Annotated in this window: 25 protein-coding genes and 1 pseudogene; 21 read left to right on the forward strand and 5 right to left on the reverse strand. The window is 30.3% G+C overall.

The window, feature by feature from the left end; all coding sequences use genetic code 11:
- Window positions 1–42: 42 nt before the first annotated feature.
- The 10 genes from rpmE to trxB all read left to right on the forward strand — a co-directional run bounded on the left by rpmE (window position 43) and on the right by trxB (window position 7,655).
- Complete coding sequence (rpmE, locus tag L8W40_RS02250; protein WP_039664588.1) at window positions 43–243, forward strand: 50S ribosomal protein L31; 201 nt, start codon at window positions 43–45, stop codon at window positions 241–243.
- Window positions 243–1,061 carry a 16S rRNA (cytidine(1402)-2'-O)-methyltransferase gene (gene rsmI, locus L8W40_RS02255; protein WP_263664561.1) on the forward strand — a complete coding sequence of 273 codons (819 nt, stop codon included), beginning with the start codon at window positions 243–245 and terminating at the stop codon, window positions 1,059–1,061. The genes rpmE and rsmI overlap by 1 nt, the downstream gene beginning before the upstream one ends.
- 19 nt (window positions 1,062–1,080) lie before the next feature.
- Complete coding sequence (gene rlmB / locus L8W40_RS02260; RefSeq protein ID WP_263664562.1) at window positions 1,081–1,761, forward strand: 23S rRNA (guanosine(2251)-2'-O)-methyltransferase RlmB; 681 nt, start codon at window positions 1,081–1,083, stop codon at window positions 1,759–1,761.
- On the forward strand, window positions 1,754–2,626 hold the full coding sequence (locus L8W40_RS02265; RefSeq protein WP_133319495.1) for a hypothetical protein: 873 nt from the start codon (window positions 1,754–1,756) through the stop codon (window positions 2,624–2,626). Before rlmB ends, L8W40_RS02265 begins: the two co-directional genes overlap by 8 nt.
- Entirely contained in the window at window positions 2,620–3,426 is an 807-nt protein-coding gene (locus tag L8W40_RS02270) for a hypothetical protein (protein ID WP_263664563.1), read from the forward strand. The genes L8W40_RS02265 and L8W40_RS02270 overlap by 7 nt, the downstream gene beginning before the upstream one ends.
- A 12-nt stretch (window positions 3,427–3,438) precedes the next feature.
- Window positions 3,439–4,641 carry an LL-diaminopimelate aminotransferase gene (locus tag L8W40_RS02275; protein WP_263659524.1) on the forward strand — a complete coding sequence of 401 codons (1,203 nt, stop codon included), beginning with the start codon at window positions 3,439–3,441 and terminating at the stop codon, window positions 4,639–4,641.
- Window position 4,642: 1 nt separating this feature from the next.
- On the forward strand, window positions 4,643–5,896 hold the full coding sequence (locus L8W40_RS02280) for a homoserine dehydrogenase (RefSeq protein ID WP_220566551.1): 1,254 nt from the start codon (window positions 4,643–4,645) through the stop codon (window positions 5,894–5,896).
- Complete coding sequence (locus tag L8W40_RS02285; RefSeq protein WP_133319499.1) at window positions 5,896–6,234, forward strand: YraN family protein; 339 nt, start codon at window positions 5,896–5,898, stop codon at window positions 6,232–6,234. The genes L8W40_RS02280 and L8W40_RS02285 overlap by 1 nt, the downstream gene beginning before the upstream one ends.
- Before the next feature lie 50 nt (window positions 6,235–6,284).
- Entirely contained in the window at window positions 6,285–6,599 is a 315-nt protein-coding gene (trxA, locus tag L8W40_RS02290; RefSeq protein ID WP_039619298.1) for a thioredoxin, read from the forward strand.
- A gap of 117 nt (window positions 6,600–6,716) precedes the next feature.
- A complete protein-coding gene (gene trxB / locus L8W40_RS02295) occupies window positions 6,717–7,655 on the forward strand; it encodes a thioredoxin-disulfide reductase (RefSeq protein WP_263664564.1) in 939 nt (312 codons plus the stop codon).
- 19 nt (window positions 7,656–7,674) lie between these two features.
- Here trxB and L8W40_RS02300 read toward each other — a convergent pair.
- Window positions 7,675–9,455, reverse strand: a pseudogene (locus L8W40_RS02300) (PhoX family protein).
- Between the two features lie 135 nt (window positions 9,456–9,590).
- On the opposite strand from L8W40_RS02300, the gene dapB reads away from it, so the two are divergent.
- Both dapB and purF read left to right on the forward strand, forming a co-directional pair.
- Window positions 9,591–10,319, forward strand: a complete 729-nt coding sequence (gene dapB, locus L8W40_RS02305) for a 4-hydroxy-tetrahydrodipicolinate reductase (RefSeq protein ID WP_263664565.1) — start codon at window positions 9,591–9,593, stop codon at window positions 10,317–10,319.
- The gene (gene purF, locus L8W40_RS02310; protein WP_220566553.1) at window positions 10,320–11,660 is read left to right on the forward strand and encodes an amidophosphoribosyltransferase; all 1,341 of its coding nucleotides are present in this window, start codon (window positions 10,320–10,322) and stop codon (window positions 11,658–11,660) included.
- Window positions 11,661–11,663: 3 nt separating this feature from the next.
- Here the strand turns inward: purF and L8W40_RS02315 are convergent, their stop codons facing one another.
- From L8W40_RS02315 to ilvE, 4 genes are read right to left on the reverse strand one after another with little or no spacing between them, the layout of a single operon-like run.
- Window positions 11,664–12,194 (reverse strand): DUF2393 family protein, encoded by a 531-nt coding sequence (locus L8W40_RS02315; protein WP_220566554.1) that lies wholly within the window; start codon window positions 12,192–12,194, stop codon window positions 11,664–11,666.
- A complete protein-coding gene (locus L8W40_RS02320; protein WP_263664566.1) occupies window positions 12,194–12,730 on the reverse strand; it encodes a DUF2393 domain-containing protein in 537 nt (178 codons plus the stop codon). Before L8W40_RS02320 ends, L8W40_RS02315 begins: the two co-directional genes overlap by 1 nt.
- A gap of 17 nt (window positions 12,731–12,747) precedes the next feature.
- Complete coding sequence (locus tag L8W40_RS02325; protein WP_133319506.1) at window positions 12,748–13,818, reverse strand: prohibitin family protein; 1,071 nt, start codon at window positions 13,816–13,818, stop codon at window positions 12,748–12,750.
- 12 nt (window positions 13,819–13,830) lie between these two features.
- The gene (gene ilvE, locus L8W40_RS02330) at window positions 13,831–14,745 is read right to left on the reverse strand and encodes a branched-chain-amino-acid transaminase (RefSeq protein ID WP_263664567.1); all 915 of its coding nucleotides are present in this window, start codon (window positions 14,743–14,745) and stop codon (window positions 13,831–13,833) included.
- A gap of 100 nt (window positions 14,746–14,845) precedes the next feature.
- On the opposite strand from ilvE, the gene L8W40_RS02335 reads away from it, so the two are divergent.
- The 9 genes from L8W40_RS02335 (at window position 14,846) to L8W40_RS02375 (ending at window position 21,933) form a co-directional block, all read left to right on the forward strand.
- Window positions 14,846–15,052, forward strand: coding sequence for a tautomerase family protein (locus L8W40_RS02335; protein WP_133319508.1), 207 nt, complete (start codon window positions 14,846–14,848; stop codon window positions 15,050–15,052).
- On the forward strand, window positions 15,049–15,510 hold the full coding sequence (gene bcp, locus L8W40_RS02340; RefSeq protein WP_263659520.1) for a thioredoxin-dependent thiol peroxidase: 462 nt from the start codon (window positions 15,049–15,051) through the stop codon (window positions 15,508–15,510). Before L8W40_RS02335 ends, bcp begins: the two co-directional genes overlap by 4 nt.
- Window positions 15,504–16,577 (forward strand): epoxyqueuosine reductase QueH, encoded by a 1,074-nt coding sequence (locus tag L8W40_RS02345; protein WP_263664568.1) that lies wholly within the window; start codon window positions 15,504–15,506, stop codon window positions 16,575–16,577. Before bcp ends, L8W40_RS02345 begins: the two co-directional genes overlap by 7 nt.
- 68 nt (window positions 16,578–16,645) lie before the next feature.
- Window positions 16,646–17,086: a 3-hydroxyacyl-ACP dehydratase FabZ gene (gene fabZ, locus L8W40_RS02350; protein WP_039619275.1), complete on the forward strand. Its 441-nt coding sequence runs from the start codon at window positions 16,646–16,648 to the stop codon at window positions 17,084–17,086.
- A complete protein-coding gene (gene lpxA, locus L8W40_RS02355; RefSeq protein ID WP_263664602.1) occupies window positions 17,086–17,877 on the forward strand; it encodes an acyl-ACP--UDP-N-acetylglucosamine O-acyltransferase in 792 nt (263 codons plus the stop codon). Before fabZ ends, lpxA begins: the two co-directional genes overlap by 1 nt.
- A complete protein-coding gene (clpX, locus tag L8W40_RS02360) occupies window positions 17,870–19,099 on the forward strand; it encodes an ATP-dependent Clp protease ATP-binding subunit ClpX (RefSeq protein ID WP_039619273.1) in 1,230 nt (409 codons plus the stop codon). Before lpxA ends, clpX begins: the two co-directional genes overlap by 8 nt.
- A 2-nt stretch (window positions 19,100–19,101) precedes the next feature.
- Window positions 19,102–20,139: a rod shape-determining protein gene (locus L8W40_RS02365; protein WP_012662095.1), complete on the forward strand. Its 1,038-nt coding sequence runs from the start codon at window positions 19,102–19,104 to the stop codon at window positions 20,137–20,139.
- The gene (gene mreC, locus L8W40_RS02370; RefSeq protein WP_133319511.1) at window positions 20,129–20,872 is read left to right on the forward strand and encodes a rod shape-determining protein MreC; all 744 of its coding nucleotides are present in this window, start codon (window positions 20,129–20,131) and stop codon (window positions 20,870–20,872) included. Before L8W40_RS02365 ends, mreC begins: the two co-directional genes overlap by 11 nt.
- Before the next feature lie 89 nt (window positions 20,873–20,961).
- Window positions 20,962–21,933: a catalase gene (locus L8W40_RS02375; RefSeq protein WP_263664569.1), complete on the forward strand. Its 972-nt coding sequence runs from the start codon at window positions 20,962–20,964 to the stop codon at window positions 21,931–21,933.
- The last annotated feature ends 81 nt before the right edge of the window (window positions 21,934–22,014 follow it).

The raw sequence follows: 22,014 nt of genomic DNA on the forward strand, positions 1-22,014 counted from the left end.
ATCTATATAATTACGCCTTAATGTTTTGAAAAAGGATAAACAATGAAGAAAGAAATTCACCCAGAATATGTAGAGTGTAAAGTTAGTTGTGCTTGTGGAAATTCTTTTACTACTAAGTCAAATAAATCAGAAATTAAAGTTGATATTTGTTCAAGCTGCCACCCATTCTTTACAGGCAGTGAAAAAATCGTAGATGCTGCGGGTCGTGTAGAGAAATTTAAGAAAAAATACGCAATGCAATAATGTTATATTTTATTCCTACGCCCATAGGAAATTTAAACGATATTTCTTTTCATTCTTTAGAAATTTTACAAAAATGCAAGCTCTTTTTATGTGAAGATACAAGAGTTTGCAAATATTTAATTCATCTTCTTAATGAAAAATTTAATTTAGAAATAAAGCCTGATAAATATATAGCTTTGCATACTCATAATGAAAAAGATTTTTTAGCAAAAATAAATGAGGATTTTTTTAAACAAGATATTGCATATTTAAGTGATGCAGGTATGCCAGGTATTAGCGATCCGGGACAATTTTTAATCGAATATGCTATTAAAAACAATATTGACTATGAAGTCTTAGCAGGATCAAATGCTGCTTTGCTTGCATTGGTTTCAAGTGCATTTTGTAAAAAAGAATTTATTTTTATGGGTTTTTTGGCCAATAAAAATCCTCAAAGACAAAAAGATATTGAAAATTTAATGCTTAATCCTTATCCTAGTATAGTTTATGAAGCACCCACTAGAATACTTAATTTAGTAGAAGAAATTAGTAAAATTGATCCTTTAAGAGAAATTTTTATCATAAAAGAAGCAACAAAGAAATTTGAAACTAAATTTAGAGCAGAAGCTTTAGAGGTTTTGGAAAAATTAAAAACAATGGATTTACGCGGTGAGTGGTGTGTAGTGGTAAATGCTAAAGAAAAGCAATTTCATCAAAATACCTTGTGTGAGCAAGATATTTATGAACTTGATTTATCTTTAAAGGCAAAGGCAAAACTTCTTTCGAAAATCAATGCAAAATCCCCAAAAGAAAATTATCAAAAACTGCTTTTAAGTTGAATTTGGTTATTATTTAAAAATGATAGTTTATGGTAAGCAAGTGTTTTTTTATATCTTAGAAAAGCATGAAGAAAAAATTAAAGAAATTTATTTAGCGAAAGAATGTGAAAAAGCTGATTTTTCAAAAATAACAAGGGCATCAAAAAAAATTAAAAAACTCGATTTTAAAGCCGCACAAAGCTTGGCAAGAGGTGGAAATCATCAAGGTTTTTTAATGGAAATTGATGAATTTGAATTTAGCTCTTTTGAGAGTTTAAAAGAAAAAGATTTTATAGTTATTTTATATAATATTAGCGATGTTGGAAATATAGGTGCTATCGTGCGTAGTGCTTATGCTTTAGGTGCTGATGGGGTTATTTTGGTAGCTAAAAGCGTGGCTATGGATGGAGTTGTTCGTGCAAGTAGTGGAGCAGCTTTAGATATGAAAATAGTCTTAAATGATGATATTTTAAGCATGATAAATGAGTTAAAACAAAAAGGTTTTTATATCTATGCTAGTGCAAGCGGAGGTAGTGATATACATACTATCAAGGCTAAAGATAAAAAAGTTTTGATTATGGGAAGTGAAGGTTTTGGTATAGCGCCAAAGGTGCTTAAAAAATGCGATGAGTGCGTAGGTATAAAAATGCACAATGATTTTGATAGCTTAAATGTTAGTGCAGCATTTGCAATACTTTGCGATAGGATGAAAAATGGATAGTTGGAAAAAATTAGAAGATTTAAATTTGTTAGAAGTTCAAAAAAGAACACAAATAGAAATAGCTTGTCTTGAATATATCATTAAGAAAGATTTTAAGTCTTTATCCCGCTTTAATGTAAATGGCTTTATTAAAATTTTACAAAGAGAGTATGAGCTTGACTTTTCTAATTTTTTAGAAGAATATCATGTCTATTTAGAAGAAAATGGTATTGAGAAAAAAAATCATGTGCATATTTCACCTAGAATGAACTCATATACCAAAGAAAGCTCAAGTGTATGGTATATTGTGATTATAGTAGTAGTACTTTTGATAGTAGCTTTGGCCTGGGGTGTTTCAAGATTTTTTCAAAGTTCTACTTTAGATGAAAATACTACCAATGTATTAAATCAAGAGCAGGTTGTTTTAGAAGAAAAAGTTGATGAAAATGAAACACCAGTTCTTAATTTTTTTGCTGATGATGCTATGGAAAATAATGAAACAAACGCGACTATTTTAGAACCAATAAGCGAGAACAATAATACAGAAAAAACATTAGAAGATAATGCTAGCTCAAATATGCCTGAAGAAAATATCATTTTACTCAATGAAAGCATTATAAAACCAAGTGCAGAGCTTTGGCTTGGTATGGTGGATTTAAAAACTTTTAGAAAGAGCTCTTTAACTATTAAAAATGATTATGTTTTACCTTTGGATAAAGATATGTTAATTACCACAGGCCACGCTGCTTTTAGCTTAAACGATGAAAATAATAATACTTTAGAGTTTAAAAACGGTGTGTCTAAATTTTTAATGATTAAAGATGGTAAAATCAAACAAATTACAAAAGCTGAATTTATCAAAGAAAATAGAGGAAAATTATGGTAAGAATTTTAATATTTTCCATTTTTTTTACTCTTAATGCTTTTGCACTAAGTGCTTTAGAAGTTGCAAAACATATTGTTAATGATAATTCTAAAGATGCAAAATTAGAGCTTTTGTTTGCAAGGAATGATTATAAAGATGAACGCGGAAATGTAGATATTTACACTATTTCTCAAATTTTAAAAACTAATTCTTTGGCAAATTTTATATTAAATGAGCCAAAAACTCTAACTTTTAGTTTTAAAGCTCAAGCTGATTCTGTTTTATTTTTTAAAACTATTAATGATACTTTAAACGAATTAGGCTATGTGTATTTTATACCAACTGAATTAACTTTAAGGGAAAATTATATCACCTATAAGTTAGCTGTAGATTCTCAATATATGCTTGATCCAGGAGTTTTCTATAAAGCCTTGTTATCAAGCTCTGTTTTTATTAAAGATATTTCTAAAATTTCAGAATTAAATTATGGGTATGAGCTAGATTTTTCAAAAGCAAAACCTAAAGTTAATACTCAAATTCCACTAAATACCATCACTCAATTAAATAAGCCTTTAAGAGAGTATATTGTTGATTTACAAGGAGCAAAAAGCATGGAGCTTAGTGCGCACAATCTTGATTCTTGGTTTTGTAAAATTCAATTTTTAGATAAAAATTTAAATTTTATTCAAGGTATAGAAAACACACACAAACAAAATGAAATTAATATAAATATCCCATTGGGTGCAAAATATGCTATCATTGGCGATATGTTTAGCCTTGATAACATAAAAAGGGGTTTAAAAATTTACTTAAGACGCTAAAAAGGATGGAAAATGTTTGAAGAAATTCATTTTAATACCATAGAAAGACTTCCAAATTATGTTTTTGCTGAAGTTAATGCGATTAAAATGGCAGCAAGAAGAGCAGGGGAGGATATAATAGATTTTTCTATGGGAAATCCTGATGGTAAAACTCCTCAACACATTATAGATAAACTTTGCGAAAGTGCAAATAAAGAAAAAACTTCTGGTTATTCTGCTTCGAGTGGAATTTATAAACTAAGACTTGCAATTTGTAATTGGTATAAAAGAAAATACGATGTTGGTTTAGATCCTGAAAGTGAAGTAGTTGCAACGATGGGTTCTAAAGAAGGCTTTGTAAATTTAGCAAGAGCCGTTATTAACCCAGGAGATGTAGCTATTGTACCTACACCCGCTTACCCTATACACACTCAAGCTTTTATCATAGCAGGTGGTAATGTAGCAACTATGAATTTTGATTTTAATGAAAATTATGAATTAAATGAAAATACTTTTTTTGAAAATTTACAAAAAACACTACATGAAAGTATTCCGCGTCCAAAATATGTAGTAGTAAATTTTCCGCACAATCCTACAACAGTCACTGTGGAAAGAAGTTTTTATGAGAGATTAGTTGCAATGGCAAAAAAAGAAAGATTTTATATTATTTCTGATATTGCTTATGCAGATTTGACTTTTGGTTCTTATAAAACCCCTTCTATTTTTGAAGTAGAAGGTGCTAAAGATGTAGCGGTAGAAACTTATACACTTTCAAAGTCTTACAATATGGCAGGTTGGCGTGTAGGTTTTGTAGTGGGTAATAAACGCTTAATTGCGGCTTTGAAAAAAATCAAGTCTTGGTTTGATTATGGTATGTATACTCCTATACAAGTTGCTGCTACTATAGCTTTAGATGGAGATCAAACTTGTGTTGAAGAGATTAAGGCAACTTATGCAAAAAGATTAGAAGTCTTGCTTGATTCATTTTTTCAGGCAGGATGGGAGCTGAAAAAACCTAATGCAAGTATGTTTGTTTGGGCAAAACTCCCTCAAGGTAAAGCTCACCTTGGAAGTATGGAATTTTCTAAACAGCTTTTGCAAAAAGCAAATGTAGCGGTAAGTCCTGGAGTTGGTTTTGGTGAAGCGGGTAATGAGTATGTTAGAATAGCTTTAATAGAAAATGAAAACCGCATTCGTCAAGCAGCAAGAAATATAAAAAAATATTTAAGAGAATAAAATGAAAATCGCAATTTTGGGATATGGTACGGTAGGAAGTGCTGTTGTAGAAACTTTGCTAAAAAATCAAGATTTAATCAAAGCAAGATGTGATGAAGAAATTATTCCAGTAATTGCTTTGGCAAGAAATCCAAAAACAAATGCGTTAATTCCTGTGGTAAATGATATTGATGAGGTTTTAGAGCGTGAAGATATTGATGTATTTGTGGAGTTAATGGGTGGTATTGATTTACCCTTTGAGATAATTTCAAAAATTTTAAAAAGAAAAAAAGCAGTGGTAACTGCTAATAAAGCTTTGCTTGCTTATCATCGTTATGAGCTTGAAAAATTAGCACAAGATACAGCTTTTGGTTATGAGGCGAGTGTGGCGGGTGGAATTCCTATTATTAAAATTTTAAAAGAGGGCTTGAGTGCTAATAATATTGTTTCTATTAAAGGCATTTTAAATGGCACAAGCAATTATATTTTAAGTAAAATGACCGAAGATAATACCAAATTCCAAGAGGTGTTAAAAAAAGCACAAGATTTAGGATATGCTGAAGCTAATCCCACTTTTGATATAGAGGGTTTTGATGCAGCGCATAAACTTTTGATTTTAGCAAATATTGCCTATGGATTAAGAGTGAAACCTGAAGATATTTTGATTGAGGGTATTAGCAAAGTAAGTAATGAGGATATTTATTTTGCAAAAGAATTTGAATATACCATAAAACACTTGGGTATTGCTAAGATTAAAGATGAAAAAATAGAATTAAGAGTTCATCCTACCATGCTTAGCAAAGATAAAATACTAGCAAAAGTTGATGGGGTAATGAATGCTATTAGTATTGATGGAGATGTATTGGGTGAAAGTTTATATTATGGCCCAGGAGCAGGTGGCAGGGCAACTGCAAGTGCTGTTATAGCTGATTTAATCGATATAGCAAGAAAAGAAAAAAATAGTGCTATTTTTGGGTATTTAAATGATACTTCTTATAAACTTTTAAGTAAAGATGAAATTTATACAAGATATTATTTAAGATTAAAGGTATTAGATAAAATAGGAGTTTTATCAAAAATCACACAATTAATGAGTGAACATCAAATTTCAATCGATACTTTCTTGCAAAAGCCTAAAAAAGAAAAGCAAGATTATAGCACTTTATTTTTCATCACTCATCAAACTTATGAAAAAAATATACAAATTTTAACTCAAAAGCTTAGAGAACAAGAATTTGTAAAAGATGATGTTTTTATGATGAGAATAGAAGAGTAATGGCATTATTTGAATATCTTTTTGGTAAAAAAGGAGAAGAGTTAGCGTGTGAATTTTTAAAAACACAAGGATTTGAAATTTTAAAAAGGAATTTTTATTCTAAATTTGGAGAAATTGATATTATTGCTAAAAAAGATAAAATTTTACATTTTATTGAAGTTAAAAGCACGCAAGGTGATTATGAGGTAGAATATAGATTAGATAATAAAAAATATAATAAAATTATTAAGACTATAGAATATTACTTTATGAAACATAAAAATGATGAAAATTATCAACTAGATTTACTTTGCGTATATAAAGATGATATAAAACTTTTAGAGAACATTAGTTATTAAGGGAATGTTTATTCTATTTTAATAGAATTTGAAAAAACAAAGGAGAAAAAATGGGAAAATATATTGATTTAACTACAGAAAATTTTGCACAAGCAAAAGAAGGTGTAGCTTTAGTAGATTTTTGGGCTCCATGGTGCGGACCTTGCAGAATGCTTGCACCGGTAATTGATGAGCTTGCAAATGATTTTGATGGTAAAGCTAAAATTTGTAAAGTAAATACAGATGAGCAAGGTGATTTGGCTGCACAATTTGGTGTAAGATCTATCCCAACTATCATTTTTTTTAAAGATGGTGAAGTGGTTGATCAGCTAGTTGGTGCTCAATCAAAACAAGCTTTAGCAGATAAACTAAACTCACTTTTATAATCTTAAGCCACTTTTTGTGGCTTTTCTTCATATTTTTTACTATTTAATAATTTTTATTATTTATAATTAAAGAAAAATTTGTATAATACTTGTAAATAAAACTATAAGGAAAATATCATGTTAGATTTAGCTATTATAGGTGGTGGACCTGCAGGTTTGAGCGCAGGTTTATATGCTACAAGAGGTGGATTAAAAAATGTTGTAATGTTTGAAAAAGGTATGCCTGGTGGGCAGATTACTTCGAGTTCAGAGATAGAAAATTATCCTGGAGTTGCTCAAGTTTTAGATGGAATTTCTTTTATGGCTCCTTGGAATGAACAATGTATGCGTTTTGGTTTAAAACATGAGATGGTAGGTGTTGAGCAAATTAGTAAAAATTCTGATGGAAGTTTTAATATAAAATTGGAAGGCGGTAAAAACGAACAAGCAAAAGCAGTTATTGTTTGCACAGGCTCTACTCCGCGTCGTGCTGATTTTAAAGGTGAAGATGAGTTTTTTGGTAAAGGTGTGAGTACTTGTGCGACTTGCGATGGCTTTTTTTATAAAAATAAAGAAGTGGCTGTTTTAGGTGGGGGAGATACTGCTTTAGAAGAAGCTTTGTATCTAGCTAATATTTGTTCAAAAGTGTATTTAATCCACAGAAGAGATGAGTTTAGAGCAGCACCTTCAACAGTTGAAAAAGTAAAAAATAATGACAAAATAGAATTAATCACAAATGCGGTTGTTGATGAGGTTTGCGGTGATAATATGGGTGTTAATAAAATTAAAATAGCATTTAATGATGGTTCTAAAAGAGAGCTTGATGTGCCTGGAATATTTACCTTTGTTGGATTAAATGTAAGAAATGAAATTTTAAAACAAGATAATGGTGAATTTTTATGTGCTATGGAAGAAGGTGGTCAAGTTAGTGTTGATCTTAAAATGCAAACTAACATAGCAGGGTTATTTGCAGCAGGTGATTTAAGAAAAGATGCTCCAAAACAAGTAATATGTGCAGCAGGCGATGGAGCGGTTGCAGCGCTTAGCGCTTTAGCTTATATTGAAAATTTACACTAGAATTTCTAGTGTAAATTGATTAACTTCCAATAACTCCGCCATCAATTTTACTTATTGCTATTATACTTGATCTTGGTGTTTTGCCATAAGGAAATTGACTGCCTTTTAATTTCTCTCCTGGATGTTGAATTCCAACAAACATAGTTTTATAATCTTGACTAAAAGCAATTCCTGTTATTTCGCAAGCTATTGGTCCTGTTAAAAATCTTTTTATTTCCCCTGTTTTTGGATTAGCTGCTAACATACAATTATTTCCCATGCCTTCAAATTCTTCTTGATTAGAATAGTTTCCATCAGTTTGTATCCAAAGGCGACCATCTCTATCAAAACTTAATCCATCGGGGGAATTAAATTTATTATTACTTGTAATGTTGTTTGAGCCTTTATTTAAACTTGTTTGATTATCAGGGTTTCCTGCAAGTGCAAAAATTTCCCAAGTAAATTCATCATCTTTATGAGAATTTTTATGCTCCCATTTAATTATTTGTCCGTAAATATTTTTTGTTCTTGGGTTTGCTGGATTTGGGTTATTATTTTTTTTATTGTTTGTTAAGGTAGCAAATACTTCTTTTGAGCCACTTTCTTTATGGCTTGCTATCCATTCGCATCTATCCATAGGAGTTGCATTTACAATAGATCCAGCAATTCTAGCATTGATTAATACATCTGCTTGAGAGTTAAAACCATTTTCTTTATTAAGGTTATTTTTACCATATTCTAACTCAATCCATTTTCCACTCCCTCTAAAATCTCCTATTTTTCCATTAAATTGTGCTACATATAAGGTTCCTTCATCTAAAATTTTGCTAGTATCTAGACCTTTTTTATATTTATGTTTGCTTATAAATTTATAAATAAATTCATTGGCTTCATCATCTCCCATATAAATTACAACGGTTCCATCATCTTCTACAATTAATTCTGCATTTTCGTGTTTAAATCTTCCAAGAGCTGTTCTTTTTATAGGTATGCTGTTTGGATCAAATGGATCAATTTCTACAACCCATCCAAATTTATTTGCCTCGTTTGGATATTTACTTAAATCAAATCTTTCATCAAATTTTTCCCACCCATATTGACTTTGAGCTTTAAATCCAAATCTAAGTTGCTCTTTTGAAAATTTAATTTTTTCATCTAAACTTCCAAAAAAATCATTTATATTTTCTTCGCAAGTAAGATAAGTCCCCCAAGGTGTTTTTCCATTGGCACAATTATTTAAAGTTCCATATATAAAATTTTCATTTTGAAGTACTTGTTGTTTTGCTGGACCACTAATGCTCATTTTTGTATTTGCATCGATTCTGCGGTTGTATTTAGAATCAAGCACCACAGACCATTGATCTTTTTCTTTTTTTATTTCAAAAATGCTCACTCCTAAATTTGCTTGTTCATATAAAATATCTTCTAAGCTAAGATTTTTACCTTGATGTTTAAACATAATTTCAGGATTTATATATTCATTATTAATAGCTAGTATAGCCCTATCTTTTGAAAGAGGAAAAAAACTCATACCATCGTTATTGTCTCCAAAAGTTAATTTAGCATTTTCCACAGCTTTTTTATCGATATTTTTTTCTTCATCATAAATAGATGCTTTGCTAAAAAGAGGATCGCCCCATGAGATTAAAATATCTGCTTTGTAGCCATCTGGTACGATAACTTTATCTTCTGCACTAGCAGGTATTTCTTAAAATTTAGCAAATCTTTATCTTTTAATAAACTCGCATTTAAATTTGAGCTAGCAAAAAATGCTACCATAGAACCCAAAGCTGAGCCTTTCAAAAATGTTCTTCTTTTCATAAAACTCCTTTTAAAAATGTGTTATAAATTTAAAGTTTTTTGGAAACTTTTTGGAAACTTTTGCTCATGGTATGTAATATTGTATTAATTAACTTAGTGATACAATTTCTCACTGCAAATATAAAGGATAAATTTATGATATGTATAGGAATTCATGGAAGTAATGGGCGTATGGGTAAACAAATTGAAAATTGTTTACAAGATCAAAAAGATGCTAAAGCAAGTGCATTTTTTTATCAAGGATCAAATTATGAAGATTTTTTTAATAAATGTGATGTGATTATTGATTTTTCTACTCCAAAGGGGTGTGAGGATTTGCTTTTATACGCAAGAAGCAATCCCAAGCCTTTGGTAATAGGTACTACAGGTTTAGATGCTAAGCAAAATGAATTGATGCAAAGTGCGAGCATTACCATGCCTATTCTTTATGCAACTAATATGTCTTTGGGTGTGGCGATTTTAAAAAAACTTTCTTATTTAGCTAGTGAAGCTTTGAGGGATTTTGATATAGAAATACTTGAAATGCACCATAATAAGAAAAAAGATGCCCCAAGTGGTACTGCGATGACTTTAGCACAAAATGTCGCTAAGGCTAGGAATTTAGATTTGGAAAAGGTTAGAGTAAGTGGTAGAGATGGGATTATTGGTCAAAGAAGTAAAGATGAAATCGCAGTGATGAGCTTAAGAGGTGGTGATATAGTGGGTTCTCATAGAGTTGGATTTTATAATGATGGTGAATTTATAGAATTAAATCATAGTGCTACTTCAAGAGCTACTTTTGCTATGGGGGCTATTAGATGTGCTAAATGGCTGGTTTCTCAAGAAAATGGCTTATATGATATAGACGATTGTTTAGGAATTTAAATGTGTGCGGTAGTTGGAGTAATTAATTCAAAAAATGCAAGCACGGTGGCTTATTATGCTTTATTTGCTATGCAACATCGTGGCCAAGAAGCAAGTGGAATTAGTGTAAGTGATGGTTTAAATATCAAAACTCATAAAGCTAAAGGTGAAGTAGGACAAATTTTTAATACTCAAATTTTAGCAGATTTAAAAGGTAGTATAGCTATAGGGCATAATCGTTATTCTACCGCCGGAAATTCTTCTTTGCATGATGCACAGCCTGTTGCAGCTACTTGTTCTTTGGGTGATATTTCTTTAGTGCATAATGGAAATTTGATTAATAAAGAAGAAGTTAGAAAAGAGTTAATTGACAATGGGGCTATTTTTCATTCTAATATGGACACAGAAAATGTTGTACATTTAATAGCAAAAAGCAAAAAAGAAACTTTAAAAGATAGGTTTATAGAAAGTCTAATGCAAAGTAAGGGTGCATATTGCTTTATGTTGGCCAGTAAAAATCAACTTTTTGTGGTAAGAGATCCTTATGGGGTTAGACCTTTATCTTTGGGAAAATTAAAAGATGGTGGATATATTGTAGCGAGTGAAACTTGTGCTTTTGATTTGATAGAAGCTGAATTTATCCGCGATATAAAGCCCGGTGAAATGCTAGTTTTTACTCAAGGTAGTGATGAGTTTGAAAGCATTCAAGTTTTTGATAAAACAGATCCAAGAATTTGTGCATTTGAATATATTTATTTTGCTAGACCTGATAGTATTATAGAAGGTAAAAGTGTATATGAAGTGCGTAAAAAAATGGGTGAAGCCTTGGCTAAAAAATTTAAAGAAAAAGTAGATTTTGTAGTGCCTGTTCCTGATAGTGGAGTAAGTGCTGCTATAGGTTTTGCGCAATATTTAAAAATTCCACTTGAAATGGCCATAGTTAGAAATCACTATGTTGGAAGAACTTTCATAGAGCCAACTCAAGAAATGAGAAATTTAAAAGTAAAACTGAAATTAAATCCTATGAAGAAAGTTTTAGAAGGTAAAGATATAGTGGTGATTGATGATAGTGTAGTAAGAGGAACAACTTCTAAAAAAATCATCACACTTTTAAGACAAGCAGGTGCTAGAAAAATTCATTTGGCTATAGCTTGTCCAGAAATCAAATTTCCTGATATTTATGGTATAGACACTCCAACTTTTGAAGAGTTAATTTCAGCTAATAAGAGTATTGAAGAGGTTAGAGAATATACAGGTGCAGATAGTTTGACTTTTTTAGATATTAATGAGTTAGTTTCAAGCATAGGCAATGAAAGAAAATATTCTTTGATTAGTTTTGATGGGGATTATTTTATTAAATAATCCTTATCTGCATTTTAATTGTTTAAAAATTTTATAACTTTGAAAATGAGGTGGCAATCCCACTTCAAAAGAAAAGTCTTTGTAGGTATGACCTGATAATTGATTTGCAATGTTAATATTATACGAAACATCTCTTTGTTGTTGATTTGCTTTTTTTATGCTATCAAAATTTTGTTGATTAAAAATTTCTCCACTGATTTCATGCTTTTTATTATTATCAATAATTCTAAGTTCTAAAAAGCATTCTGAAATTTTAAAATTAGTATCGTTGGTTACTCTACCTTTTATAATAATACTTTCTGTAGCTAAGCGTCTGTAGGTTGAAAAATTACTCAAACTAGCTTTTTTTGTGTATTGATCTATAGTTAATAATAAAGAAATAGTTAAGATTGAGGCTAATATAAAACTTATTATGCAAAAAATTATCATATATTTTTTGTTTTGTATTTTTAAATAGAATAAAATCCAAGTAAGGAAAGTTGAAGCTAGCATAATAAAAATGATAAGAATATGAAAAAAAGTAAAATATCCCATTAAAAACACTTTGAATTAATTTTAATATCAAAATCTTGACCTTCATTAAAATCGGAAAATTTGGTTTTTAGATTAATAGTTTGGTTGGGACTTATTGTTTTTTCGATAGTGGTAGATTTGCTTCTTAATGGTTTTAATAAATGTATTAAATTTTTAAAAGTATTATTTTCATCGCTTTTTCTAAATACTTCTACTTTTATTTTGCAAAATTTAAAACTTTTTTTAGAAGTATTTGTCAAGCTATAATCAACACTTAAAGAATTATCATATACAAAAAATTGAGCATTATCTAAGCTGGCTATTCTGGATCTAACTTTAGTATCAATTAAAAAATATCCCAAATACGCAATACTAAGTGAACATAAAATTCCTAAAAAAATTATAATAAAAGCAAAAGTAGGTTTGTTTCTAACAATCAAAGCAATAAATAAAGTGACAATGAAAAAGAATACAACTAAAGCCATTAACAAAAAATCGATCAAGTGCAAATGAGCTGTATAAAAGATCATTTGCTCTCGGATATGTTGAACATTCATTATCACTTCTTTATTTTTTAATTTGCTACTGAACTTGTTCTTTTATTATCTTTGCTATCAACCCAAATATTTGGCACAGCTCCACCTGGTGTTAAGAAAATTTTAGCATCTTTATTGACTTTAAGTGCTTCATTAAATTGCTTTTGGGTTTCAATTTGTTTTAAATCAAGTAAAGGATTATTTAAACTTTTTGCTATTTCTCTATTTGAATATGCTTGTGCATCAGCTTCAATTTTTACGGCACTTGCTCTACCTTTAGCACTAATAATAGTTGCATTTGCCTCCCCTTCAGCTAAAGCCGCTTTTTTAAGTGCTTCTTGGTTAGCTCTTTCAACTTCATATTTAGTTCTTTCAGCTTCTTGTTTAGCAATTTGTACTCTTTCGATTTGTTCTTTTACTTTTATAGGTAAGATAATTTCTCTAAGCTGAACTGCTTGAAGCTCTGCTGGCTCATTTGGTTGGCTTTCAATAGTTTTTCTAATGCCCTGATCAATTTGCACCGCTATAGTATTACGATTTGTTGGAAGCTCTTCTGCAGTGTATTGACCTACAACATTTCTTACAACATCTCTTACTACTGGATCTATGATTTTATTTTCCCAATTAAGCCCCCATGTTGCGATAGTTTGAGGAACTTGTAAAGGATTTAATCTGTATTGAACGGTTACATCAATAGATACAGGCAAGCCTCTTGAATCAAGCACTGAAATACTATTTTTATTAACAACGCCTGATCCTATTTGTAAATTTTCATTTATTCCTTCGATTGAAGCATAGTTGATTTGTCTTACTCTAGTATCTACGATAGTGATTTTTTGCAGTATAGGCATAAAAAAATGAAGTCCTGGTTCAAGTGGGGTAGGGCTGTATTTACCTGTAGTGGATTTGATCCCCATTTCCCCTGAATTTACTATTGCAAAAGGTTTAAAAAGTGCAAAAACTAAAATAATCGCAATTGCACTATAAATTAATGGGGAAAATTTCCCAAAACCTTTGAAATTAAATTCTGGTGTTTTGAAGTTTAAATTTTGCTTATTGTTGTTTTGATTGTTTTTTTTATTAAAATAATCATTCAAATCAGCTGGCATTTAGTTCCTTTGTTAAATATAAGTTAGCATAGAAGCGTATTTTTCATTGCGTCCATAAACTATATCAAAATACGCATTTTGAAGCTTTGTCGTTAGCTCACCTCTTTTTCCATCTCCTATAATTCTTGCATCAATATTATTTATCGGAGTTATTTCTGCTGCAGTTCCTGTGAAAAATGCTTCATCAGCTACATAAACTTCATCTCTTGAAATTCTTTGACGCACTACACTTATGCCCAAATCATGTGCAATTTTTAAAACAGTATCTTGAGTGATACTTTTTAATGAAAAATCATTTGGTGGTGTGATTAGCTTATTATCTTTAATCATAAAAAAACACTCACCTGTTCCTTCTGCTACAAAACCTTCTTCATCGAGCATTAAGGCTTCCTCATATCCTGCTTCTATAGCTTCATATTTAGCCATTTGAGAATTTAAATAATTTGCACTTGCTTTTGCTTTACCTAAGCTAGATTTTACACTATTTCTAGCAAAAGAAGAAATTTTAACCTTAATACCTTTTTCTAAGCCTTCTTCACCTAAATAAGCACCCCATTCCCAAGCAGCAATAGCTACCCTAACAGGAGCTTTAGCATGATAAACTCCCATAGTGCCATCACCTAAAAAGATTAATGGTCGCAAATAGGTGTTATTTTGAAAATTATTTACTCTTAAAAGTTCAACTTGTGCATTTTCAAGTTCTTCTTGAGAAAAAGGAGAATTAATTAAAGTAATTTTTGCAGACTCTAAAAGTCTTTTGGTGTGTTCTTTTAATCTAAAAATTGCTAAACCATTTTGTGTTTTATAAGCTCTTGTTCCTTCAAAAACTGCATTTGCATAATGTAATGAATGTGTTAAAACATGAATTTTTGCATCATCAAAATCAATGATTTTTCCATCCATCCAAATTTTTTTTGCCCTAATCATAACTAAGCCTTTTTGTTGAAAATAAAACTAATTTTATCAAAAATATACTAATAATTACTAGAATATAGTAAAATTATTATATTTGAAACAAGGAAAAATCATGCCAATTATAAATATCAAATTAGCTAAACCAGAATTTAGCAAAACACAAAAAGAAGAGTTAATAGCAGATATTACAGAACTTTTACATACAAAATACAACAAGCCAAAGCAAAATATAGTGATTATGTTAGAAGATATTGAGCCATATAATATTGCTTTTGGTGGTGAAAGTGTAGAAAAATTAAGATTGAAAGATAAAAAATGAAAGAATTACAAATTGGTGATAAAGCTCCTGTGTTTGAACTTTTAAATCAAGATGGAGTTAAAATTTCTTTAAGTGATTTCTTGGGTAAAAAAATTATTTTGTATTTTTATCCAAAAGATAACACCCCAGGTTGTACCACACAAGCTTGTGAATTTAGTCAAAGTTATGAGGATTTTTTAGAGCAAAATGCTGTGATTATAGGTATTAGTCCAGATAGTGTTAAATCACATGAAAATTTCATAAAAAAATATGATTTAAAACACACTTTATTAAGCGATAGTGAAAAAGAAATTTGCAAACTTTATGGTGCTTGGGGTTTAAAGAAAAATTATGGTAAAGAGTATGAGGGGCTTATAAGATCTACTTTTGTGATTGATGAAAATGGAAAAATCTCAAAAATTTATAAAAATGTAAAAGCTAAAGATCATGCTTTTAAGGTATTAAAAGAATTATGCTAGTGCATATTTGCTGTAGTGTGGATAGTCATTATTTTATACAAGAATTAAGCAAAACTTATCCTGATGAGAAAATTATAGGTTTTTTTTATGATCCAAATATTCATCCTTATAGTGAACATGAACTTAGATTTTTAGATGTTAAGCGTAGTTGTGATAAATTGGGTGTTAAGCTTTATAAAGGTGAATATGAGTATGAAAAATGGCTTGAGAGTGTAAAGGGTTATGAAGACGAGCCTGAAAAAGGTGCAAGATGTCAAATTTGTTTTGATTTTAGAATGCATAAAAGTGTTGAATTTGCTCAAAAAATTGGTGAAAAAAAACTTACAACAACACTTTTAACATCCCCTAAAAAAGACTTAGAGCAGTTAAAATTAGCTTTACAAAAAGAATGCGATAAATTTGGTATAGAGTTTTTGGCGCCTGATTTTAGAAAAAATGGAGGCACGCAAAGACAATTTGCCTTAGCTAAGCAAGATATGCTTTATCATCAAAATTATTGTGGGTGTATTTATGCACTTTCTAAACAAAAAGGCCAAAAAGCTTTTATAGATGAGCTTATGAGTCCTATAAATAAACAAATATTACCTTCAAGCATAGAAGAAAAGATAAAATTTTACAATCAAGTAAAAAAATTAGAAAAAAAGGGTGTTAAATTTGAAATTCAAAGAGAGAAATTTTTAAATTATCGCTTACTAAGAGCTTTGATAAAAGAAAACAAAAAAGCCATAAAAACTCATGTTTTATTTTATTCTCATTTTAAAAATTCTTACACTAAATTTAGTATTTTAGAAGAGGATTTAAAGTGCTATAAAAGCGTAAAGGATGAGATTAATTTATGGAGTTTTGATTATTTAAATAGTTTGTGCAAAATGCGATTTAAAAATTTTGAAGATTTTTTACAAAATCCTTTAAAAATAGAGCAAGAAATCAAAATAAGGCAAAAGCATTTTGGCGCTTATGATCTTTCGCCGGTGATTATTGTTGAAAACATCACCAAAGGTGCTTATGAATTTATAGCAAAAAGTGAAATTTATTTTGATAGTAAAGAAAAGATTGTGAAGTTATAAAACTTAACTAGTTTGTTAATATTTTTTTTGTAAAATCCGAATTTTGAATATATTTTAAGGCTAAATTTATGATAGATGTAATGCAAATTCAAAAAATTTTACCACATAGGTATCCATTTTTACTTGTAGATAAAATCGTAGAATTAAAAAATAAAGAAGTTGTTAGAGGTTATAAAAATATTAGTATAAGCGACCATGTTTTTATGGGACATTTTCCAGATCATCCAATTTACCCGGGTGTGTTAATTTTAGAAGGTATGGCACAAACTGGAGGGGTTTTAGCATTTGAAAGCATGGATGATAAGGTAGATCCAAGCACTAAAGTAGTATATTTTACAGGCATTGATAATGCTAAATTTAGAAATCCAGTGCGTCCAGGTGATAGGCTTGATTATGAGATGAGTGTGGTAAAAAATCGTGGAAATATGTGGATTTTTCAAGGAAAAGCTTTTGTTGATGGACAATTGGTTGCAGAAGCTGAACTTAAAGCTATGATAGTAGATAAATGATGAGCAAAATTCATCCAAGTGCTGTTATAGAAGATGGAGCTATCATAGCAGATAGTGTTGTAGTAGAAGCCTATGCTTATGTTGGAAAAAATGCCAATATAGGTGCAAATACTATCATCAAACAAGGTGCAAGAATTTTACCTAATGTAAGCATAGGTGAAAATTCTAAAGTTTTTTCTTATGCCATAGTTGGAGATATTCCACAAGATATATCTTATAAAGATGAGATAAATTCAGGTGTTATTATAGGAAAAAATGCAGTTATTAGAGAATTTGTTACTATAAATTCAGGTACAGCTAAGGGTGATGGTTTTACAAGAATAGGCGATAATGCTTTTATAATGGCTTATTCTCATATTGCACATGATTGTTTGCTTGGAGATAATATTATTTTAGCAAATAATGCTACTTTAGCAGGTCATGTGGAACTTGGAGATTATACTGTGGTAGGTGGACTTACTCCAATACATCAGTTTGTTAAGGTAGGTGAGGGGTGTATGATAGCAGGTGCTAGTGCGCTTTCTCAAGATGTGGTGCCATTTTGCTTAGCTGAAGGAAATCGAGCAAGCATTAGAAGTTTAAATTTAGTAGGCATTAGAAGACGCTTTGATAAAGAAGAAGTGGATGTTTTAAGCAAGGCTTTTAAATTTTTATTCAGACAAGGAAGTTTAAAAGATAATGCTTTAAGTTTGCTAGAAAATACTTCTAGTGAAAATGTGAAAAAAATGTGTAATTTTATCTTAGAAACAAAAAGAGGAATTCCTATATATAAGGAAAAAAGTCATGGTTAAAAGATGTAGTTTTTGCAATGAAATAGAAACAAGTGAAAGAAGAATTTTAGTAAATGATTATAATAATGCCTTTATATGTGAGTATTGTGCCGAAAGTGCTTGTAATATTTTCTTTGGAGAGGAAAAAGAATTAAAAAATAAAGAAGTTGATAAAGAAAATTTTAAAGATATTACTCCTAAGGAATTAAAAGCATATTTAGATAAATATGTTATCGGGCAAGATAGAGCTAAAAAAATCTTTAGTGTAGGGGTGTATAATCACTACAAAAGGCTTTTTAGATCTGACTTAGAAGATGATGATACAGAATTAGCAAAATCAAATATTTTATTAGTAGGCCCAACGGGAAGTGGAAAAACTTTACTGGCACAGACTTTAGCTAGATTTTTAGATGTGCCTATTGCAATTTGCGATGCGACTTCTTTAACTGAAGCAGGTTATGTGGGAGAAGATGTTGAAAATATCCTTACTCGTCTTTTGCAAGCTGCTGATGGAGATGTGCAAAGAGCACAAAAAGGGATTATATTTATCGATGAGATAGACAAAATCGCAAGAATGGGCGAAAATCGCTCCATTACAAGAGATGTAAGTGGTGAGGGCGTGCAACAAGCCTTACTCAAAATTATCGAAGGATCTTTGGTAAATATCCCACCAAAAGGCGGTAGAAAACACCCAAATCAAGACTTCATACAAATAGATACAACTAATATTTTATTTGTGTGTGGCGGGGCTTTTGATGGTATTAGTGATATTATTAAAAGAAAATTAGGCGATAATGTCATGGGCTTTTTTACTGATGATAAAAAAGATGAAAAAGAAGCTTTACTTCAAAGACTAGAGCCTGATGATTTGGTGCATTTTGGGCTTATTCCTGAACTTATAGGAAGATTACATGTGCTTGCTTCTTTAGAAGAGCTTGATGAAGAAAGCATGGTGCGTATTTTAACTGAGCCAAAAAATGCCATTATTAAGCAATATCAAAAACTTTTTGCTATTGACAATGTGGAATTAAAATTTGAAGATGAAGCACTAAGAGAGATTGCTAAGCTTTCACTAGAGCGTAAAACAGGTGCTAGAGGTTTAAGAAGTATTATTGAAGAAATGATGGTAGATTTGATGTTTGATTTGCCAGAGTATAATGGATATAGCATAGTAATTACTAAAGAAGTGATCAAAGAAGGTGCAAAACCTTTATTTATAAAAAATAAAAAAGTTAAAGGCTGAGAATGATTTTAGATCAAATAATTGGATTTTTTTCAAGTGATATGGGGATTGACTTAGGTACTGCAAATACTTTAGTTTTGGTAAAAGATAAAGGTATAGTGATTGATGAACCTTCGGTTGTTGCGGTAGAGCGTGAAAGATATGGTAGGGTTAAAATTTTAGCTGTTGGAAAAGAAGCTAAGGAAATGGTAGGAAAAACCCCAGGTAATATCGAAGCAATCCGTCCTATGAAAGATGGTGTGATTGCTGATTTTGATATGACTGAAAAAATGATCCGTTATTTTATAGAAAAAACTCATAGAAGAAAATCTTTTTTAAGACCTAGAATTATCATTTCAGTTCCTTATGGATTAACCCAAGTAGAAAGAAAAGCAGTTAGAGAAAGTGCGTTAAGTGCGGGTGCTAGAGAAGTATTTTTGATAGAAGAACCTATGGCAGCAGCTATTGGTGCAAATTTACCAATTAGAGAGCCTCAAGGGAGCTTGGTGGTAGATATTGGCGGTGGTACTACTGAAATTGGTGTTACTTCTTTGGGCGGTCTTGTGATTTCAAAATCTATCCGAACAGCTGGTGATAAGCTTGATACTAGTATAGTAAATTATGTAAAAGAAAAATACAATCTTGTCATAGGTGAAAGAACGGGCGAGGAAATCAAAATCGCAATAGGCTCAGCAGTTCAGCTTCCAAAAGAGCTTTCTATGGTAGTTAAAGGACGCGATCAAGTAACAGGATTGTTAAATAGAATAGAGTTAACAAGTGAAGATGTAAGAGAGGCTATGCGTGAGCATTTAAAAGAAATTGCTGATGCATTAAAAATCGTTCTTGAAATGATGCCGCCTGATCTTGCAGCTGATATTGTTGAAAATGGTGTTGTTTTAACAGGAGGCGGAGCTTTAATACGCGGTCTTGATAAATATTTATCTGAAATTGTAAAACTTCCAGTATATGTAGCTGATGAGCCACTTTTAGCAGTGGCAAAAGGCACAGGTAAAGCTTTGGAAGAAATTTCTTTATTGCACCAACTAACGAATGAAGAGTAAAATTCTTAGTGTTTTAATTTTATCTTTTTTAGTGTTTGTTTCGTTTTATTATGGAGATATAATAAAACGAAATGTTTTAGATTTAAATATTGCTATTGTTAATCAGTTTTCTCAAAGCATTAATCTTTTAAAAGATAAATTTAATGAGCATTTTAATCAAGCTCAAGAAATTAAAAAATTAAGAGAAAGAAATGCTGAACTTGAAAAAAACAATATCTATATGAAAAACTTTGCCAATGAATTAAACAATATTTTAAGTGATAAAAATTCAAGTTTTTATTATCCTAATGTTAGTTTAGTTAAGGCAACTTCTTATGCTCAAATTAGCGATTATCATAAGGTTTGGCTTGATGTGGATTATAAAGGAAAAATTAAAGGCTTAATTTATAATGGCTATACAGCAGGCATAGTTATAGAAAAAAATGGTAGAGCTTTGGGACTTTTACAAGGTGATGAAGAGTGTATTTTTTCCGTATATATAGGTAAGGAACAAGCGCCAGGTATAGCTCATGGTAGAAATGATTATGTTTTAGTTAAATATATTCCTAAATGGCTTGAACTTAAAATGGGTGATAAGGTTTATACAAGTGGCTTAGATGAGATTTTCTTTTCAGGAATTCCAGTGGGCGAAATTTTTAAAATAGAAGAAGAAGGCGCCTATCAAAATGCATATGTTAAACCTTATGTAAAAATGAAAGTACCAAGTTATTTTTATATGGTAGAAAATTTTTAATAAAAAGTTATTTATTTTAGTTGATATAAATTATTATTTACTATTAAATATTAGAATTATCTCCGAATTTTAAAAATTTAGGAGATTAAATGAAAAAATATATCAGTAGTTGTTTAGCTTTTTGCTGTTTAAGTGGTGCTATTTATGCAAATGAAGTGGAATATGATGCACAAAAAATAGCAGATATTTTTTATCAACTTAATGCTGATCCTAAAAATCCAAAAGCAAAAGTTAATCATGCAAAAGGCTTTTGTGCTATGGGAACTTTTGAGCCAGCTTTGTCTATTAATAAAGAAGTTGATGTGCCTTTGTTAACACAAAAAAGTTTGCCAATCCAAGTAAGATATTCTTTGGGTGGAGCTTTTAAAGATGATAAAAGCAAAACAAGAGGTATGGCTATTAGAATTACTGATCCTAAAGATTCTGCTTCTTGGACTATGGTTATGCTAAATACAGAAATAAATTTCGCAAAAAATCCTAAAGAATTCGGTCAGTTTTTTGAAATGAGACTTCCTGTAAATGGTAAAATCGATCAAGAAAAAATAAGCAAGATGATGCAAGAGGTTGATTCTTATAGAAATTTTGCTGCATATACTGATAAAATTGGCATTAGTAAAAGTGTAGCAAATACTCCATTTTTTAGTATTCATACTTTTTATTTTAAACAAGCAAACGGAGAAAACTATTTACCAGCAAGATGGAAATTAGTTCCAAGTGAAGGTGTGGCATATTTAAATGAAGCACAAATGAAAAGTGCGAGTAGTGATTTTTTAAAAGAAGATTTCCAAAATCGTGTAAAAGCTAATAAGCCGGTTGAGTATAAAATGTATTTAGTATATGCAAATAAAAATGATATTACCAATGAAACAACGGCTTTATGGAGTGGTAAGCACAAAGAAAGTCTAGTTGGGACTTTTAAGGTTAATGCCTTGAGCGATGAAGATTGTAATTTTGATGTATATTTTCCTTCGGATGTACCTCAAGGGGTTAATCCACCACAAGATCCTTTATTTGATGTAAGAAATGAAGCTTATGCTATAACTTTTGGTAAGCGTCAATAAAATTTAGCTCTTTAAGAGCTAAATTCTTTGTTAAATTCAACTTCTAAAAAACTTATATTTGTTATAATTTGGCTAAAAATT

Source organism: Campylobacter sp. IFREMER_LSEM_CL1846 (assembly GCF_025772105.1).
GTDB lineage: Bacteria > Campylobacterota > Campylobacteria > Campylobacterales > Campylobacteraceae > Campylobacter_D > Campylobacter_D lari_D.

Bases quoted from the DNA above. Each gene is read 5' to 3' on its own strand.
- rpmE (WP_039664588.1), top strand. From the start codon at position 43: ATGAAGAAAGAAATTCACCCAGAATATGTAGAGTGTAAAGTTAGTTGT.
- rsmI (WP_263664561.1), top strand. From the start codon at position 243: ATGTTATATTTTATTCCTACGCCCATAGGAAATTTAAACGATATTTCT.
- rlmB (WP_263664562.1), top strand. From the start codon at position 1,081: ATGATAGTTTATGGTAAGCAAGTGTTTTTTTATATCTTAGAAAAGCAT.
- L8W40_RS02265 (WP_133319495.1), top strand. From the start codon at position 1,754: ATGGATAGTTGGAAAAAATTAGAAGATTTAAATTTGTTAGAAGTTCAA.
- L8W40_RS02270 (WP_263664563.1), top strand. From the start codon at position 2,620: ATGGTAAGAATTTTAATATTTTCCATTTTTTTTACTCTTAATGCTTTT.
- L8W40_RS02275 (WP_263659524.1), top strand. From the start codon at position 3,439: ATGTTTGAAGAAATTCATTTTAATACCATAGAAAGACTTCCAAATTAT.
- L8W40_RS02280 (WP_220566551.1), top strand. From the start codon at position 4,643: ATGAAAATCGCAATTTTGGGATATGGTACGGTAGGAAGTGCTGTTGTA.
- L8W40_RS02285 (WP_133319499.1), top strand. From the start codon at position 5,896: ATGGCATTATTTGAATATCTTTTTGGTAAAAAAGGAGAAGAGTTAGCG.
- trxA (WP_039619298.1), top strand. From the start codon at position 6,285: ATGGGAAAATATATTGATTTAACTACAGAAAATTTTGCACAAGCAAAA.
- trxB (WP_263664564.1), top strand. From the start codon at position 6,717: ATGTTAGATTTAGCTATTATAGGTGGTGGACCTGCAGGTTTGAGCGCA.
- dapB (WP_263664565.1), top strand. From the start codon at position 9,591: ATGATATGTATAGGAATTCATGGAAGTAATGGGCGTATGGGTAAACAA.
- purF (WP_220566553.1), top strand. From the start codon at position 10,320: ATGTGTGCGGTAGTTGGAGTAATTAATTCAAAAAATGCAAGCACGGTG.
- L8W40_RS02315 (WP_220566554.1), bottom strand. From the start codon at position 12,194: ATGGGATATTTTACTTTTTTTCATATTCTTATCATTTTTATTATGCTA.
- L8W40_RS02320 (WP_263664566.1), bottom strand. From the start codon at position 12,730: ATGAATGTTCAACATATCCGAGAGCAAATGATCTTTTATACAGCTCAT.
- L8W40_RS02325 (WP_133319506.1), bottom strand. From the start codon at position 13,818: ATGCCAGCTGATTTGAATGATTATTTTAATAAAAAAAACAATCAAAAC.
- ilvE (WP_263664567.1), bottom strand. From the start codon at position 14,745: ATGATTAGGGCAAAAAAAATTTGGATGGATGGAAAAATCATTGATTTT.
- L8W40_RS02335 (WP_133319508.1), top strand. From the start codon at position 14,846: ATGCCAATTATAAATATCAAATTAGCTAAACCAGAATTTAGCAAAACA.
- bcp (WP_263659520.1), top strand. From the start codon at position 15,049: ATGAAAGAATTACAAATTGGTGATAAAGCTCCTGTGTTTGAACTTTTA.
- L8W40_RS02345 (WP_263664568.1), top strand. From the start codon at position 15,504: ATGCTAGTGCATATTTGCTGTAGTGTGGATAGTCATTATTTTATACAA.
- fabZ (WP_039619275.1), top strand. From the start codon at position 16,646: ATGATAGATGTAATGCAAATTCAAAAAATTTTACCACATAGGTATCCA.
- lpxA (WP_263664602.1), top strand. From the start codon at position 17,086: ATGAGCAAAATTCATCCAAGTGCTGTTATAGAAGATGGAGCTATCATA.
- clpX (WP_039619273.1), top strand. From the start codon at position 17,870: ATGGTTAAAAGATGTAGTTTTTGCAATGAAATAGAAACAAGTGAAAGA.
- L8W40_RS02365 (WP_012662095.1), top strand. From the start codon at position 19,102: ATGATTTTAGATCAAATAATTGGATTTTTTTCAAGTGATATGGGGATT.
- mreC (WP_133319511.1), top strand. From the start codon at position 20,129: ATGAAGAGTAAAATTCTTAGTGTTTTAATTTTATCTTTTTTAGTGTTT.
- L8W40_RS02375 (WP_263664569.1), top strand. From the start codon at position 20,962: ATGAAAAAATATATCAGTAGTTGTTTAGCTTTTTGCTGTTTAAGTGGT.